We start from the raw sequence: 16,625 nt of genomic DNA, 5'->3' as shown, positions 1-16,625 counted from the left end.
ATTGTATTATTTACATTGATTTTTTTTGTTTATGATATATATTATTAGTCAAATTAGGGAGTTTATGAAATGAATAATAATTTAACTACTCAAAATAATACAAAGAAGAAAAATTATTTAAAAACATTACAATATATATTAATAGCAGCAATATCAACTATTCCTACATGTATTTATATAATTACATTAAAAAATATAGATGAAAACTATATACTTCCAATATTTTTAAATATACATTTCTTTATTAGTTTTTATATATTTTGTTTTACTATAGTTTTTCATTTAAATAATTTAAATAAAAAACTTATTTTAATTACATTCTTATCATTTTTATTTATATCTTTGATTGCAAGTTTTTCTAATATATTTTTTAATTATGTTTATATGCCTCCTTTCGATACTCCAGACTTTCAAATATTAGCAAATAGAATTATATTTTTTAATATTATCTTTTTCGTAATAATGATGCTTTCATACAATTCATTTAATGTAATGGATACTGATTCTATATCTGACTTTTTTACTTCATTCGGAGATACTTTTACCTGGTTTTTAATACTTAATACAGGAAGCAGTACAATTTTGGCTATATTATTTTACGGACTTTTTATTGTTGGATTTTCTATAGCAGCATTATTTTCATCATCAACAGATATTGGATTTACAATAGCAAAAATTGTTATATGTCTTATAATATTTTTGTATGGATTCGTACCGTTTATAGCATATAAAATATATAATAATACTAAATCTATAATATCAATGTATATTTCAAGATTCATTTTAGTGATTAATCTATTCACTATATTTATAATGATGTTTCTTATACTTCCTTATGAATCAAGACCATATGATAATAGATTTGTATACATATTATATAATATAATTCTATCATTAACTATAATTAATTTAATGTTTACAAGAATGGAAAAAAAATCGAATATATTTATAAAAGCAATGTATCTTATAGTTCCAATATTTGCATTACTTTTCGATATATTAACTATCACAGCAACTATATATAGAATAGTAAATTACGGACTCACCCCGAATAAATTAACATTAATCATTTTGAATATAATATTTTTCATACATTTAATATTGATTTCTATAAATACTATTAAATCTTTTATAAGTTCATTTCAAAACAGAGAGGATAATAATACATTAAATATAGTTATAGATAATAAACCTATAATGTTTGTATATGTATATTTGGTATTTTCTGTATTTGTATGTTTTGTTATGCCAATAATGTATATAAATTAAATATGTAAATAATTTCCGAATATATTTTTAGCATTAACTTTATTATAGGAGTCTCCCCCTCTCCAATTCATTAGCTTTTCTGATAATTCTGTATATCTATAGTCTCTTTCTTCTTTGGCTTCTAAAATATCTAAATATGCAAGTATTTCCAAAAGAATAATTCTTTCAGCTTTTGATGATTTCAATATATCCTTTAATATATTTTGCATTTTATTTGCAGAATCATTTTTTATATTATAAGAATCTATTCTTTCTAATATAGCATTAAAAATATTTATATCTTCTTTTGTAGGATTGAACTCAAAATCAATTTTACTAAACTCTCTTAAATCAAAATAAATATAAGATAATTGTTCAAGTCTCACTCCGCCCCATTTATACTTCTCAAAATTATAAACATTCTGATATTCTAAATGAAAATCATCTATCATAATATTGTATTTATTATAAAATTCTTTTTCTATATTTTCAGTGTTTGAAAAATCATAAGACATCATTTTTTTAGATAAATAATAACTAGATATGAAACTTCTTAAATGAATAGCCCTAGATGATAAACTGCATAAAAAGGCTTTGACTGTATTATTAAAATCAATTTCTTTTATTAGAATATATATATTTTTTATAAGATCATCATATTTAATAATTTCTTTTGAAAAGTCAAACATCAAGCCTTTTTCTTTTGCATATAAAAAATCTTCTTCATTTATATGCATTTTACTATCATCTATCCAGCCGTTTTTCCAGAAATAATTGAATAATATTTTTTTAGCTTTTTTATCAACTTCAATAGAATGCATAACTCTTATTTGTATTTACCTCATATAAAGCTAGTTAAAAGTATTATCTTTATCTTGTATATTACTAAGAAGTTTTTGTATTATAAAAACTAAAGTTTCTTTTTCCTCATCGGACATATTGGAAAACATAACTTCATTATTTTTTCTTATGTCTTCAAATACAATTTCTTTCAATTTTTTACTTTTTTGAGTAAGATAAATTTCCTTATACCTTTTATCTTCCAAGCTTACTTTTCTTTTTATAAACCCCTTTTTTTCGAGACGATATAAAGTACCTGCTATTGTAGGATTGCTTAAACCCAAAAAATTTTCTATATCTCTTTGATTTATAACTTTTTCTTCATTATGATAAAGAAACATCAGTATATCCATCTGTGAAGATGTAAGTTTATGCTTATCTAAAAATCTATTAAATCTATTATCTAAAGTTGTATGCAGTTCTTTAATTAATTTTCCTATAAAAATGTCTTCCATAATAAATTCTTCCTCAGCAATTCAATTTCCACATATACTATATGATATACATTTTTTATCATAAATCAATATTTATTTTTCTAAATAAGAATATGAAAATTTATACTGAGCAAAAGGTATATAAAATACATCTTTCAAATTCGGACTTTTTAATACAGCAGGCTCAAAATATGCTATAGGTATTATAACTGCCTCATCCTCTATCAATATTTTTTCAGCTTTATGCAATTCCCTCATTCTAATATTCTGATCTATAGTTTTTGAAGCTGCAATTATAGCATCATCAAATGCTTTATTAGTAAATAGAGAGTGATTTTTATATGAATAGCTTACAAACATACCTAAAAAAGTAGTAGGGTCATTATAACTTCCTGTCCAGCTTGCTGCAGCCATAGTATAATTTCTTTCTGTCCTAAATGCATGTATAAATGGAGCAAATTCCATTTGAGTAAGTTTAACATCTATTCCAAGATTAACTTTCCACATATTCTGAACAGCTTCAAACATAGGTATATCATTGCTGAAAGTAAGGAAAAATTCTAATACAGGAAAACCTTCGCCATTAGGATAACCTGCTTCAGCCATTAATCTCTGAGCTTCTTCTACATTCTTTTTATAATCTTCTTTATTAGTGCTTATATATTCACCAGCATTATCCCTGAAATATCCTTCAACATCTGTAACACCCCAAGGAACTAATGATCCTGCAGGCTTACCAGACTTTAAAACATTTTCAACTATATAGTTTCTATCTATTGCAAGAGATAATGCTTTTCTTACCCTTTTATCTTTTAAAGTTTCATTAGTTGTATTCAAAGCATAATACTGAGTACCTATTCTTGTTGCAATATCAATATATCCTTCCTCTTTCAAAGTATCTATATCCTGATAAGGAAATTGATCTGAAAAATGTAAAGAACCTTCTTTGACTCCAGCAACTGCAGAATTAGGATTATCCATAAGAACAAATTTAATTTTTTCAGCAACTATAGTATCAGCTGCCCAATAATTAGTATTTTTTACAACTGTAATACTTTGATCAGGTTTTCTTTCATACAAAGCAAAAGCTCCATTACCTATACAAGTTTTAGGGTTTCTAGTCCAATTATCAGGATCTTTTTCAACCATATCCTTTCTTACTGGTGAAAATACAGGTAAGTTAACAAGCTCCAAAAAATAAGCTGTAGGATATTCTAATTTCACTTCTAAAGTATAATCATCTATAGCTTTTATGCCAAATTCATCAACAGGCATATATCCGCCATTAACATTAGAGAAATTAAGTATAGGCTCAAATAAATAACTAGGCTCGCTTGCAGTATCAGGATCAACTACCCTTTTCCAAGAGTATTCAAAATCATGAGCAGTTAAAGGCTTTCCGTCAGACCATTTTCCATTAGTTCTTAAATGAAATATATATGTAAGTCCGTCTTCAGATATATCCCAACTCTCTGCAGCTCCAGGCTGAATAGCAATATCTTTATACTTAGTAGTTAAACATTCAAATAAATGAGTTACATAAGTAGAGCCTTGCAATGTTATATTCAAAGCAGGGTCTATAGTTTTAGGTTCAGCACCTAAATTTACATATACCGCATTATCTTCAATATTAGACTTATTTGAGCATGAAAATATAAAAACAGAAATAATAAAAACTAAATAAAAATACTTTTTCATTGTACCTAACCTTAGTATGTTATTTATTTATTGGAATTATATTTCATAATAAAGTATTGTCAAGAAAAAATATTTCAATAAACAAAAATTAATTCAATTTATTTCTATACAAATTAAACAATTCATTTGTATAAATTAATACCGAATTACTATCAAATACAAATTGTCCACTATTATCATCAAAATTTTGTCTATTAGCAGTACTATACCAATAATATAATGTTAAAGCTCTATCAGGTTCTTTTTCTTTAGCTCTATCATCATCATTATATCTATAAAGTGCTGAATTAGTGTTTTCTGTTATTAAATATTCTATTTTATAATTAGAAACAGATGAAGAGTTTTCTTTCTCTGTTAAAAATAAATTTTGAGCATAATTAAATATATCCCTTGAATATAACTTATATGGTTCTCCATTAGCATCTTTAGCCATATTTTTTACAGCATCATAAGTAAGTCTTTGTTTTTTACCAACTAAAGAATATTTATAAGTCTGTTTATAATAATGCCAAGGAACAGCAAATATATGAATAAACATAAATATTATTAAAAACATAAATAATTTATTTTTTTCATAATATAAATAATTTGTAAATAGTAAAATAGTAAAGAAAGATAATGCAAACATTGAAAAATGATAAACATATCCTCCTCCTTTACCTTTTAAAATCATAGGACAAAGTATAGCAACAGGTATATACAAAAAATAAAAGAATAATACTTCTTTTAATATTGTATCATTTTTAAATCTTTTACATTTAAATAAATCTTTCTTACATAAAAACATAATAGAATATATAAAAGAAGCAATTACTATAACATGAGAAATTATTATTGTAATTATCACTATAGGACTAAATATACCCCAATAAGTTAATGCTGTTTTTACATCAAATTTATTTAATGTAAAAGTAGGAAATATTATTTGGGCATATATTTGAGGGAAACGTTTATAAAATGGAACGGTATAACTTTTTGATAAATTAATCATTTTCAAAGAATTATTAAATCCATTTTGAATTTCCACTATTAGATATGGTAAATATAATAAAAATGATATAAATACTCCTAAAGCTAAATATTTTAAATATTTTTTAGAGTAATCTCTTTTAATGATTAAATAAACTAAAAGCGTAGGAACAATACCATAATATACAGCAAAATGAAATTGTCCCATAATAGCTAAAATCGGAAATAAAAGTGCAGCAAAAACTTTTGAATATTTTTCATCTCTCAAATACTATACAAAAAATATACAAAATAGAAATGAAAACATAACAACAGGATTAGGATTAGTAAAAGAAGTAGTAGCCTCAAATAAAATGCAGCTTACAGCTATAAAAGAAGTCATAATAGCAGCAGATACTATTCCAAATCTAAAATAAATCCAAACTAGAAATATAAATAAAACTAATAAATACAAACTAACATCAATAATTCTAGCTGTATAATAATTTTCTCCGCCTAAATTAAATAATAATAAAAATTTTGAATAAAATCCTGCTCCTGGAACTCTCGCTATATCATCACTAACTAAAAGTCCGTTCGTAACTAGTCTTGCTCCTGTATGAGGTATATATTTTTCATCATAAGCTTTTCTCATATCATAAAAATGCTGTTCATTATCTGTAGATAAAAAAGAATTTCTTTGAAAGTAAAAATTAGAAATTACACTTATAATAATAGCACATATAATTAATATTAATAAAACATAATTAATCTTTTTTTCCATAATTCATTCCTAATCCATAATTTACAAATATTTATTTGAAATGTTCTAAATTTAATAATTCATTAGTATCATGATTAAATTTATAAACTAATATATATTTATTTGTATAAATTGTTTTAGAATTAGTAGCTAAATAATTTATATATTTAGGATAAGCTGGATCATCTGAATTTTTTAACTTTATAAAATCAATAAGTACATATAAATTTGTACCATTATTACAATTCAATGTGTATTCAGGAAAATAAATCTTTGATATATCACAATATGTACTAGTTCTTTCCCCATATATAGAAATTAAATTTACATCTATGCCCTTAGAATCATCATAAATAGATTTAATTATATTTTTTATATTAGCAACATTCATTGGCTCTTCATAATTTTTTATATAGAAACTTAATTGAAGTACATTAGCCAAAATATTTAACATAAAAATTATAAAAAATATTAAACGTATTTTATTTTTTGATTCTAATAGTTTTATTTTTTGTACTAAAAATAATATAATAGGAACATAGAACATAATAAAAAAAGAAAAAAAGTAGTGGAAAGCTCCAACTTTTGAAACAAATACAATATTAAAAAATATTGTTACTGGAATATATATCAAAATAATAAATATCATCTCAATAAGAGTATTTTCATTAGGTGAATTTTTATCATATTTTTTAGAAAAGAAAATATAAATACTTCTTATAAAGCAGAAAGCTGAAAATAGTATAGTCAAAAATAAGAATGTTATAATAAATGGAGAATAAGGAATACTTTTCCAGAAATTCACTATACCTTCCATATTGCTAGAATGGTATATTGACATTTCATTTGTAGTTAACAAAATAATTGAATGAATTTGCGGAAAAGGAAAAGATGAAAAACCAGATTTAGTAGAAAAAATCATTTTCATATTAAAAAAATCATTTTGTAATTCATTTACTAAATATGGAACATATTCTAAAAAAGATAAAAATACACCTATTACCCAAAATATAAAATATTTTTTAGTACGTTTAAATCTAATTATTAGATAAACAATAATAGTAGGTACTATAGAAAAAAAAGTAAAGAAATGAAACTGAGCAATAATTGCTACTATTGGAAATATAATAACTGCTGAGAATTTAACAATATTTTCATTTTTACTATTTATATATTCGTATAAAAAAATGAATAATAAAAAGCTAAAAATCAAAGCCGAATTTGGATTCCAAAAATCAGTTGATGACATTATAAAATAAGGATTAATTAATAATAATGCCCCTAAAAAAGATGTAATTGTCAATCCGTATTTCTTATAAAACCAAAACAAAAATACAAATAATATTAAAAGACTGAATATTAAATTAATTATTTTAGCACCTAATAAACTTTCTGAAGCCAATTTATAAAATAATATATAAAATACATAATAAGCTCCTCCCGGAACTCTTCCTGTCTCAAACTCATTATCTATAGTATGACTATTTGTAAATCTGGCACTTGTAACAGGAAATTTTTTACTTTCATACCATCTTTTCATATCATAGTAATGCTGTTCCTGATCTGTCCTTACAAATCTTCTTGGAACTATATATATATCTAAAGCTATGTTAACAATAAAAGAAGTTACTAATAAAATAGAGCATAATATTATATTTATATTCAATGATTTCATTTTTACTCCAAATTATAAATTATTTTTCATAATTGAATTTTTGCCAATTAGTCTTTTCAAATATATTATCTTTTACAATATAGTAAGAATCGAAATTAAAACTTCTCATTTGCTTATCTTCCAATCTCCAACTGACATTATCAACTAAAAAAGCTCCATGATTTTTATAATCATTTGTAATAATTTTACCAGTATAAGGATTTACTCTATTAGTCAAATGTCTGCTGGCAAGATATGCAGTTTCAGCTGTTGTCATAAATTCTCCGCTTCTTTTTAATTTCCCTCTAGAATTAAAATCTTTCATCAATAACAATGCCCAATATCCATTATATTGTTCCATACCTAAATCAATCATTAAAGAAGGAGTGTAAAAATATGAGTGATCAGAAACTATTATTATTTTTGTATTATCATAAGCATTAATACTTTTTAAAAAATCACAAAATTTTATTACTTGTTTTATTGAAGCGACATTAACATAATAAGACCTAGTATTAAACTCTGTTACAAAAAAATCTAAATCTTCTTTAGGTATCTCCATATTATCAAAATGAGGTTCAAAATCACTATTTATATTATAAGGTTCATGTGTTGCTGCGTTATAGAAAAAGTTAAAATAGTTACCATTAGAATTAATGGTAGTTAAATTACTTAAAGATGTCAAAAAAGAGTATTCTTTTATACTTGTGTTAAAACTTTTAGTATATTGACTTGAATCAAATAAAAGCCAATTTTTTTTATAGAAAGAATTTCTGCTGTATATAGGAAGCATTCTAAAAATAGAAAATCTAAAATTTTTAGACATCTTAGTACTCATAATTTCTTCTTCACTATTATTAATAGTGATTTTTGTTTCTCTGTTCATATTTTCTTTATCTATCAATGTATCAATATAATCTTGAACAAGAGAAAAATCAGCCTTATAAGCATTAATATTAGTGTGCTTAGCAAATAAGGATAAATCTGTAACCTGAGAAAAATTAGCATATATTGGTTCAAACATTACAGAAGTATATCCATTATTATAAAATAATTGAGGAAGCATAAGCAATGCTTCATTATGTTTTTCTACAAGTACATAATTATTTGTTGTAAGTTCATAAGGCGTATATTCATAACCTCCATATAAACTTTGTATGCTAGATACAGTATAATCATAAAAAGATACATTATTAGTATACCATAAAAAACCATCCATTTGTTCTTCAAGTTCCGGAAATCTATCAAATGCAATAGTATAATATTGAGGTGCTGCTCTATCAAAAATCATTATAAATACATTAGTTCCGGTAGTTGATATATTAAATACTTTATTATTGTACACTTTTGTGCCGGAAGAAGCATTAATATTTTTCAAAATTTCTTGCTCACGATTAATTATAAATAAATTTGAAACAGATAATATTACAAGTACAATTATAAACAATAAATTAATATTAATCAGAAATATTTCTTTTCTCTTTTTCAATATAAAATAAATTATTAATATTAATAATAAACTTATAATTACACTAATAATAGTTTGTAAAGAAGAAGCTACAAGTAAATATTCCAATTCAAATTTAAAATCAGTATTTATATTTCCGTAATTACCAACCATTAAAAATGTATTTATTATAGAATAAAAAGATATAAAACTATATAAGTATATCAATAAATTTTTTATTTTATCAGAAAATAAAAAATAAATACCAATAGGATAAATTACAAAAAATCCTATAAACTTTGAAAAATTACTTCCAATTAATAAAAATGGCAAATCAAATTCCTGACCTGAACTTCCAATCAAAGCTGAAGGTATAAATAATCCTGCTAAAATAGCTAAAGAAATAATGGAAAATATGAATAATAAAAATTTATTTTTTGTAATAATTATATCTTTTGACTTTTTTATATAAAAATAAACAGCCATACATAAAGTTAATATAATCCATATAGAAAGCATATCATAATATGATTTTACATACAACACAAAATTATTTAAGAAATCATATTTCTTAGCCAATTTTATTATATTAGATCTAAATAAAAATAAAAATGTAATAAAAATGAAACATACAAAATAGGCATAATATAAAATTCTAAATCCTTTTCCTATATATTTTACTAATACACCATTTTTAGTTTCAAGTATTATATTTTTTACAAAAGAAAATATACAATTCACAGTCCAATAAATAAGTAAAGCTGATGGAGAATTATATAATACAAACAAAAATATTAAACTAATAGCGTATAAAGGAATCTGCTCCTTTAGTGTTAATTTTTTAGCATATACAAGACCTGAAAGCAAACTAAATAAAGTCATTATAAAAGGAAGTATATTTATGCTGTAATTTCCTAGTTTTAAAAGAGCATCTGGTTTTGACAAATCATTAATAAACCAAAATTTTTCTAATTCTAAACCGGGTATATTGCTGATAAAATTATAAGCAGCTATAAAAAAAGGAATTTGTATCAATAATCCTAATGTGCCTCTGAAAGCGTATATAGTTTTATAACCATTTATACGATAACAAGCCCTTATAAGTAAGAATCTTTGATCTCCCTTATAAACAGACTTAATATTGTCTATCATAGGCTTCATTTTATTTTGTATATCCCTTTCTCTTTTCTGCCATTTTTCTGCTATATTATAAAGAGGCAAAGAAATAATATTAACAAATATACTCAGTAATATAATACTAACTGTATTAGAGCTTTCAGTATGTACTTTTAATATATAAAATATAATTTCTATAAAAAATTGAATCGGATATATAAAAATGTTGTAAAAAATATTCATACGTTTCCTTTTTGATATATCAAACTAAATGGCAAGCACAATAATGTCCGTTTTCAACCTCTCTAAATTCTGGAACTTTCTCTGCACAAACAGCTTCGGCTTTAGGACATCTAGTTCTAAATTTACATCCTGAAGGAGGATTTATTGGAGAAGGTATCTCACCTGAAAGTATTATTCTCTGCTTAGTCTTTGCAATTGAAGGCTCTGATATTGGTATTGCTGAAATCAAAGATTGAGTATAAGGGTGAAGTGATTTTGTGTATAATGATTCACTATCAGTAAGTTCAACAATATTGCCCAAATACATAACACCTATTCTTTTTGATATCTGACGAACAACTGCTAAATCATGTGCTATGAATAAATAAGTAAGTCCCATATCATGCTGCATATCATAAAGCATATTGATAATTTGAGCCTGAATGGATACATCTAATGCAGATACCGGCTCATCGCATACTATAAACTCCGGATTAACTGCCAAAGCTCTGGCTATACCGATACGCTGTCTTTGTCCGCCTGAAAATTCATGAGGATATCTCTGTGCCTGTTCAGCATTAAGTCCTACAAGTTTAAGAAGATTTATTATTTTTTCTCTTCTCTCATCTTTTGTAGAATAAAGTTTATGAACATCTAATGCCTCGCCTATTATATCTTCTACTGTCATACGCGGATTAAGTGATGCATAAGGGTCTTGGAAAATTATCTGCATTTTCTTAGCATAATTTCTATAATTTTCTTTATTAACTTCTTCTCCATTAAAAAATATTTTTCCGCTGGTAGGTTTATACAAATGAAGCAAAGTTCTTCCTAATGTAGTTTTACCGCTTCCGGATTCTCCAACAAGCCCGAAAGTTTCTCCTTTATTTATAGTAAAACTTACTCCGTCAACAGCTTTAACAGTCTGTATATTTCTTCCGAAGAATCCGCCTTTTATCTTAAAATGTTGTTTCAAATCTTGTATTTCTATTAAAGGTGCCATAAAAACTCTCTTTATACAACGCTATTTTTTATTTCTTCTTATTAATTAAGTAAAGTATTAAAATTAATTAGGCATTTGATGAAGCCAGCAAGCTGAAAAATGCCCTTTCTCAAATTCTGTTATAGGCGGCTTATTATCAATACATACCTTCATACATTCTTCGCATCTTGTACTGAAAGGACATCCTGCTTTCATATTAAGCAAGTCTATTGGTGTTCCTTCTATAGGAATGAGTCTGTCCTGCTTTATATCAATACGAGGAAGTGATTTCAAAAGACCTAAAGTATAAGGATGTTTAGGACGTTCAAATATATCGAATACTGTTCCTCTCTCAACAATACCGCCGCCGTACATAACTATAATATCATCAGCCATATCGGCTACTATACCGAAGTCATGCGTAATAAGTATAACAGCCATATTTATTTTTTTCTGTATATCTTTTATAAGCTCAAGTATCTGTGCCTGTATAGTAACATCTAATGCAGTTGTAGGCTCATCGGCTATAAGTATTTTAGGATCTCCTGCAAGTGCCATAGCTATCATTATACGCTGACGCATACCGCCTGAAAGTTCATGCGGATACTGTTTTATTCTTCTTCTAGGTTCATTAATACCCACTAAAGTTAAAAGCTCAACTATTCTCTCTATAGCATCTGTTTTGCTTATTTTTTGATGCGTAGTCAATGCTTCCATTAACTGATTGCCTATTGTGTATACAGGATTAAGACAAGTCATAGGGTCTTGGAATATCATTGATATTGAATCGCCTCTGATTTTCTTTTTCTCATGCTCTGAAAGTTTAATTAAATCAGTGCCTTCAAAAAGTATTTCTCCATTCATAATCTTTCCGGGTTCTTCAATGAGTCCCATAATAGAGTATGCTGATACACTTTTACCGCTTCCGGATTCTCCTACTATACCCAATACTTTTGATTTATCTAATTTATACGATATATTATTAACTGCTTTAACTTCTCCAAGAGGAGTAAAGAAAGATACGCTTAAATTTTTTACTTCTAACAAATGACCATTTTCCATATTCAATCCTTATTATTGCTAATAAAAATTGTTCGCTAATAGTGTCCGACAAGTAAACTTATCGGACGCTCACAATTTTCATAATGTTATTGCTAATAAAAATTGTTCGCCTGCTCTGCATGCCTTCGGCAATAGGGTACGACAAGTAAACTTATAGAACCCTCTCAATTTTTATAATGTTATTGCTAATAAAAATTGTTCGCCTGCTTGCATGCCTTCGGCAATAGTGTCCGACAAGTAAACTTATCGGATGCTCACAATTTTTATATATTTATCTGTTCTTCATTCTTGGGTCTAATGCATCCCTTAAACCATCACCAACCAAATTAAAGCAAAGTATTATAATACTTATCAAAGCAGCAGGAAAAAGCAGCTGATAAGGATAAGAATAAACTCCGCTTACAGCATTTGAAGTTAAAGAACCAAGCGAAACCATAGGAGCACTAACTCCCAATCCCAAGAAACTTAAAAATGCCTCAACGAATATAGCATTAGGTATCTGAACCATTGCTGATACTATTATTGCCCCCATTGCATTAGGTATTAAATGTTTAAAAATTATTCTGCTATGAGGAGTACCTAAAGCTCTAGCTGCAGTTACAAATTCCTGTCCTTTTAATGCTAAAATCTGTCCTCTTGTCATTCTAGCCATATTAGTCCAATAAAGCAAAGATATAACTATAAATATACTGAAAAGTCCAGGCCCTAAAAGTCCTATTCCTCTTAAAGATTCATTTTGTAAAAATAACTTATCCATAGGAGCTTTAAGAACAACTGATAATAATACAACTACTAAAAGTGTAGGTACTGCACTTATTATATCAACGATACGCATCATAATGCTGTCGGTAAGTCCTCCGAAATATCCTGATATAGAACCATAAACTATACCTATTATTACAACTAAAGTAGCAGATACAATACCAATTAAAAGCGATATTCTAGCACCTATCATACATCTTACAAGCAAATCTCTGCCCAAAGTATCTGTTCCGAATGGATGTTCCAATGTAGGAAGGCTGTTTTCAACTCCTCTATTTATTTGAGCATATCCATACTCAGAAATCATAGGTATTATAATAGAAAGAATGGCTATAATAGCTATAACTATAATAGAAACCAAAGCAACTCTATTTTTTTTGAATCTTCTATATGCATCCTGCCAATAGGTGACACTTTCTCTTTTTACTTCAGCTGAAGCTTTTTCTTCATCCGTTGCTTTTACAAATAATGATTTATCTAAACTATTTTCCATTAGTTAATTTCCGCCTTTATAAAAATTATAAAAAATTATTCCTGTATTTTTATTCTAGGGTCTATAATACCATAGGATAAGTCAACCAAGAAATTCATAGCTATCAAAAAAGCTCCGTAGAATATTGTAACTCCTAATATTGTAGGATAATCTCTTTGAGTGATGCTTTCAACGAAATATCTTCCAAGCCCCGGTATATTGAATATCTTTTCTACAACGAATGAACCTGTAAGAATACCTGCAGCAAGAGGTCCTATATATGTAACTATTGGTATGATAGCATTTCTTAAAGCATGCTTAAATATGATTATGCTTCTTGATATACCTTTTGCTCTGGCTGTTTTTATATAATCTTGGTGTATAACATCAAGCATTGAACTTCTCATAAGTCTTGCCATAAAACTTAAAGAACTAAAAGATAAAGCAAATCCCGGCATTATATATTGAGAAAAAGAATCGAATCCATAAGCAGGAAGCAGTTTTAATTTTACGGAAAATATAATAATAGAAACAGTAGCTACAACGAAACTAGGTACTGCTATACCTAAAGTAGCCGCCACCATAACAGCCCTATCTACAAACTTACCATGCCTTAATGCCGCAACTATTCCAAATAAAACTCCTATAGTAGTAGAAATAAACATACTGAATATTCCAAGTCTGAAAGATACAGGGAATGCCCTTACTATTGTACCGGAAACTGATTGTCCTATTTTAGTAAGAGAAGTACCCAAATCTCCTTTAATAGCATTATTTAAATAATTACCATACTGAACTATTAAGGGCTTATCAAGTCCGTATTTTCTATTTAAGTTTTCCAATGCTACTTTACTAAGCGGTTTTTCACCTACAAAAGGTCCGCCCGGTACTGTATGCATTAAAAAGAATGTTATTGTTACTATAACAAAAAGGGTTAAAAGTGAGACTAATAATCTTTTAACAACATAAGAAAACATACACAATACCTTTAATTAATTTTTTGACAAATTTTTATTGACATCATATTATCTAATAAAAATTAACTTTTGTCAAACTTTAAATAAACCAAATTTAATATCAAAATTATAAACTAAACTATTTATAATGAAAAATTACATATTAATAGTAAGAGCATATACAGAAATAATAAAAAAAATCTGTATATGCTTAATTATTAATATATACTAAAAATTTTTAAGTCTATCAATTTTCATATTGTTCTTTTTCCCGCCACAAAAAGAACCAAAAAGTGCAAGGATAGAATTAGTACTAAATCATACTAAAATTGTCTCACATGTAAGATAATTTATTAAATTAAATCCCAAATGTAACCTTTCGCGAAGCGTATCCGAGCTTGTCGAGGATATAGCTTCTTTGGGGCACCACCGAGTAGGTGCCTTGCCTACGGCACGCAGAGCGTCGGCAAAAGAAGTGGGGGGTTACGAGTACGCAGAGCGGTGGGGCTAGTCCCCACAAATAATAAAAATAATAAAATAATTTTCGACAAAATATAGTCGTTTGGTTATATTACAACTTCATTTCAAACCATATTCTTCTTTAATACGTTTTACATTTTCTCTGGCACATTCATTATTAGGATCCAATTTTAAAGCCTTCTTATAATCTTTTAATGCATCTTCATAAAGACCTAAATTTTCCTTAGTAAGACCTCTGTTATTATAAGCATCTGCATAATCAGGATTTAATTTTATAGCCTTATCAAAATCTTCTATAGCTTCTTCATAAAGTCCTAAATTATCTTTAGCATTTCCCCTATTATTATATGCAAAAGCATAATTAGGATTTAATTTTATAGCTTTATCATAATCTTTAATAGCTTCTTCATAAAGCTCTAAATTATATTTGGCATTACCTCTGTTATTATAAGCATCTGTATCATCAGGATTTAATTTTATAGCTTTATCATAATCTTTAATAGCTTCTTCATAAAGTCCTAAATTATCTTTGGCATTTCCCCTATTATTATATGCAAGAGCATAATTAGGATTTAATTTTATAGCTTTATCATAATCTTTAATAGCTTCTTCATAAAGTCCTAAATTATCTTTGGCATTTCCCCTATTATTATATGCAAGAGCATAATTAGGATTTAATTTTATAGCTTTGTTAAAATCTTTTATAGCTTCTTTAGAAAATCCCAACTCATCTTCTAATAATCCTTTATTATTATAAGCATCAAATAAATTAGGATCTATTGATAAAGCTTTATCAAAATCTTTTATAGCTTCTTCTAAAAGTCCTAAATCACTTTTAAGAAGTCCTCTGTTATAATAAGCATAAGTATAATCAGCTCTTAACTCTATAGCCTTATCATATTCTTCTATAACTTCTTTTAAAAGTCCAAGTTTAGTTTTGGCAATAGCTTTGTTATAATAAGCATTTGCCATATTAGGGTTTAACTTTATAGCCTCATCATAATATTTTATAGCTTCTGCATATTCTCCATTAGCACTTTTATAAATACCTTTAGAATTAAAATCATGATAATCAGTAAGATTGTTTAAACGATCAATATCAACTTCTTTCTTATTGTCAACTATATTTGTAAAACTGACTATAAAATTTTGTTTATCTGACATTATTTTATTTAATTCTTCATTAAAAGTTTTTGCTTTGTCATTGAAATCATCAAAATCAGAATAATTTTCTGCATCAATATTATTTAAAAAATCATTAAATTCATCTAAACATTTATTTAATTCTTTTTGCAAATTCTCTAATTTATTTTTAGATTCTTCTAAATGTTGTCCGAATAGAAAATTAGTCATTGTTGCCATTTTTAACTCCTATAACTATTTATTATTAACATACAAGTTACAATTTTGTATATTATACAATTATATCATAGTATACATTTAAACAACGATATTTTGTAAAAAATAAAACTATAGTTTCTTTTTAATATATGGGGCTTTGCCCCATACCCCAGTTCTTTTATTGGTATAAAAGAACCAAA

General features: G+C 26.3%; 13 protein-coding genes. 1 reads left to right on the top strand and 12 read right to left on the bottom strand.

Features of this window, described 5'->3' with window-relative positions; all coding sequences use genetic code 11:
• Positions 1–69: 69 nt before the first annotated feature.
• Positions 70–1,269 carry a hypothetical protein gene (locus Q0K19_RS02225; RefSeq protein WP_297245001.1) on the top strand — a complete coding sequence of 400 codons (1,200 nt, stop codon included), beginning with the start codon at positions 70–72 and terminating at the stop codon, positions 1,267–1,269.
• Here the strand turns inward: Q0K19_RS02225 and Q0K19_RS02220 are convergent.
• The 12 genes from Q0K19_RS02220 to Q0K19_RS02165 form a co-directional block, all read right to left on the bottom strand.
• Positions 1,266–2,069, bottom strand: a complete 804-nt coding sequence (locus Q0K19_RS02220) for a hypothetical protein (protein WP_297245000.1) — start codon at positions 2,067–2,069, stop codon at positions 1,266–1,268. The genes Q0K19_RS02225 and Q0K19_RS02220 overlap by 4 nt on opposite strands.
• Before the next feature lie 30 nt (positions 2,070–2,099).
• Entirely contained in the window at positions 2,100–2,543 is a 444-nt protein-coding gene (locus tag Q0K19_RS02215; protein WP_297244999.1) for a MarR family winged helix-turn-helix transcriptional regulator, read from the bottom strand.
• A gap of 72 nt (positions 2,544–2,615) precedes the next feature.
• Positions 2,616–4,220: a peptide ABC transporter substrate-binding protein gene (locus Q0K19_RS02210; RefSeq protein WP_297244998.1), complete on the bottom strand. Its 1,605-nt coding sequence runs from the start codon at positions 4,218–4,220 to the stop codon at positions 2,616–2,618.
• 88 nt (positions 4,221–4,308) lie between these two features.
• On the bottom strand, positions 4,309–5,457 hold the full coding sequence (locus Q0K19_RS02205; protein ID WP_297244997.1) for a hypothetical protein: 1,149 nt from the start codon (positions 5,455–5,457) through the stop codon (positions 4,309–4,311).
• 3 nt (positions 5,458–5,460) lie between these two features.
• Entirely contained in the window at positions 5,461–5,952 is a 492-nt protein-coding gene (locus Q0K19_RS02200) for a hypothetical protein (protein WP_297244996.1), read from the bottom strand.
• Positions 5,953–5,983: 31 nt separating this feature from the next.
• The gene (locus tag Q0K19_RS02195; protein WP_297244995.1) at positions 5,984–7,606 is read right to left on the bottom strand and encodes a hypothetical protein; all 1,623 of its coding nucleotides are present in this window, start codon (positions 7,604–7,606) and stop codon (positions 5,984–5,986) included.
• Between the two features lie 19 nt (positions 7,607–7,625).
• A complete protein-coding gene (locus tag Q0K19_RS02190) occupies positions 7,626–10,391 on the bottom strand; it encodes a membrane protein insertase YidC (RefSeq protein WP_297244994.1) in 2,766 nt (921 codons plus the stop codon).
• Positions 10,392–10,410: 19 nt separating this feature from the next.
• The gene (locus tag Q0K19_RS02185; RefSeq protein ID WP_297244993.1) at positions 10,411–11,373 is read right to left on the bottom strand and encodes an ABC transporter ATP-binding protein; all 963 of its coding nucleotides are present in this window, start codon (positions 11,371–11,373) and stop codon (positions 10,411–10,413) included.
• A gap of 63 nt (positions 11,374–11,436) precedes the next feature.
• Positions 11,437–12,414: an ABC transporter ATP-binding protein gene (locus Q0K19_RS02180; protein WP_014487227.1), complete on the bottom strand. Its 978-nt coding sequence runs from the start codon at positions 12,412–12,414 to the stop codon at positions 11,437–11,439.
• Positions 12,415–12,685: 271 nt separating this feature from the next.
• Positions 12,686–13,669, bottom strand: coding sequence for an ABC transporter permease (locus tag Q0K19_RS02175; RefSeq protein WP_014487226.1), 984 nt, complete (start codon positions 13,667–13,669; stop codon positions 12,686–12,688).
• A 35-nt stretch (positions 13,670–13,704) separates the two neighbouring features.
• On the bottom strand, positions 13,705–14,625 hold the full coding sequence (locus tag Q0K19_RS02170) for an ABC transporter permease (protein ID WP_297244992.1): 921 nt from the start codon (positions 14,623–14,625) through the stop codon (positions 13,705–13,707).
• 558 nt (positions 14,626–15,183) lie between these two features.
• Entirely contained in the window at positions 15,184–16,446 is a 1,263-nt protein-coding gene (locus Q0K19_RS02165) for a tetratricopeptide repeat protein (protein ID WP_297244991.1), read from the bottom strand.
• Positions 16,447–16,625 lie beyond the last annotated feature (179 nt).

The sequence above is a fragment of the uncultured Brachyspira sp. genome, assembly GCF_944393015.1.
Lineage (GTDB): Bacteria > Spirochaetota > Brachyspiria > Brachyspirales > Brachyspiraceae > Brachyspira.
This window is presented reverse-complemented; position numbering and strand designations above follow the sequence as displayed.

Coding starts and splice junctions, on each gene's coding strand:
- Q0K19_RS02225 (WP_297245001.1), top strand. CDS start 70: ATGAATAATAATTTAACTACTCAAAATAATACAAAGAAGAAAAATTAT.
- Q0K19_RS02220 (WP_297245000.1), bottom strand. CDS start 2,069: ATGCATTCTATTGAAGTTGATAAAAAAGCTAAAAAAATATTATTCAAT.
- Q0K19_RS02215 (WP_297244999.1), bottom strand. CDS start 2,543: ATGGAAGACATTTTTATAGGAAAATTAATTAAAGAACTGCATACAACT.
- Q0K19_RS02210 (WP_297244998.1), bottom strand. CDS start 4,220: ATGAAAAAGTATTTTTATTTAGTTTTTATTATTTCTGTTTTTATATTT.
- Q0K19_RS02200 (WP_297244996.1), bottom strand. CDS start 5,952: ATGGAAAAAAAGATTAATTATGTTTTATTAATATTAATTATATGTGCT.
- Q0K19_RS02195 (WP_297244995.1), bottom strand. CDS start 7,606: ATGAAATCATTGAATATAAATATAATATTATGCTCTATTTTATTAGTA.
- Q0K19_RS02190 (WP_297244994.1), bottom strand. CDS start 10,391: ATGAATATTTTTTACAACATTTTTATATATCCGATTCAATTTTTTATA.
- Q0K19_RS02185 (WP_297244993.1), bottom strand. CDS start 11,373: ATGGCACCTTTAATAGAAATACAAGATTTGAAACAACATTTTAAGATA.
- Q0K19_RS02180 (WP_014487227.1), bottom strand. CDS start 12,414: ATGGAAAATGGTCATTTGTTAGAAGTAAAAAATTTAAGCGTATCTTTC.
- Q0K19_RS02175 (WP_014487226.1), bottom strand. CDS start 13,669: ATGGAAAATAGTTTAGATAAATCATTATTTGTAAAAGCAACGGATGAA.
- Q0K19_RS02170 (WP_297244992.1), bottom strand. CDS start 14,625: ATGTTTTCTTATGTTGTTAAAAGATTATTAGTCTCACTTTTAACCCTT.
- Q0K19_RS02165 (WP_297244991.1), bottom strand. CDS start 16,446: ATGGCAACAATGACTAATTTTCTATTCGGACAACATTTAGAAGAATCT.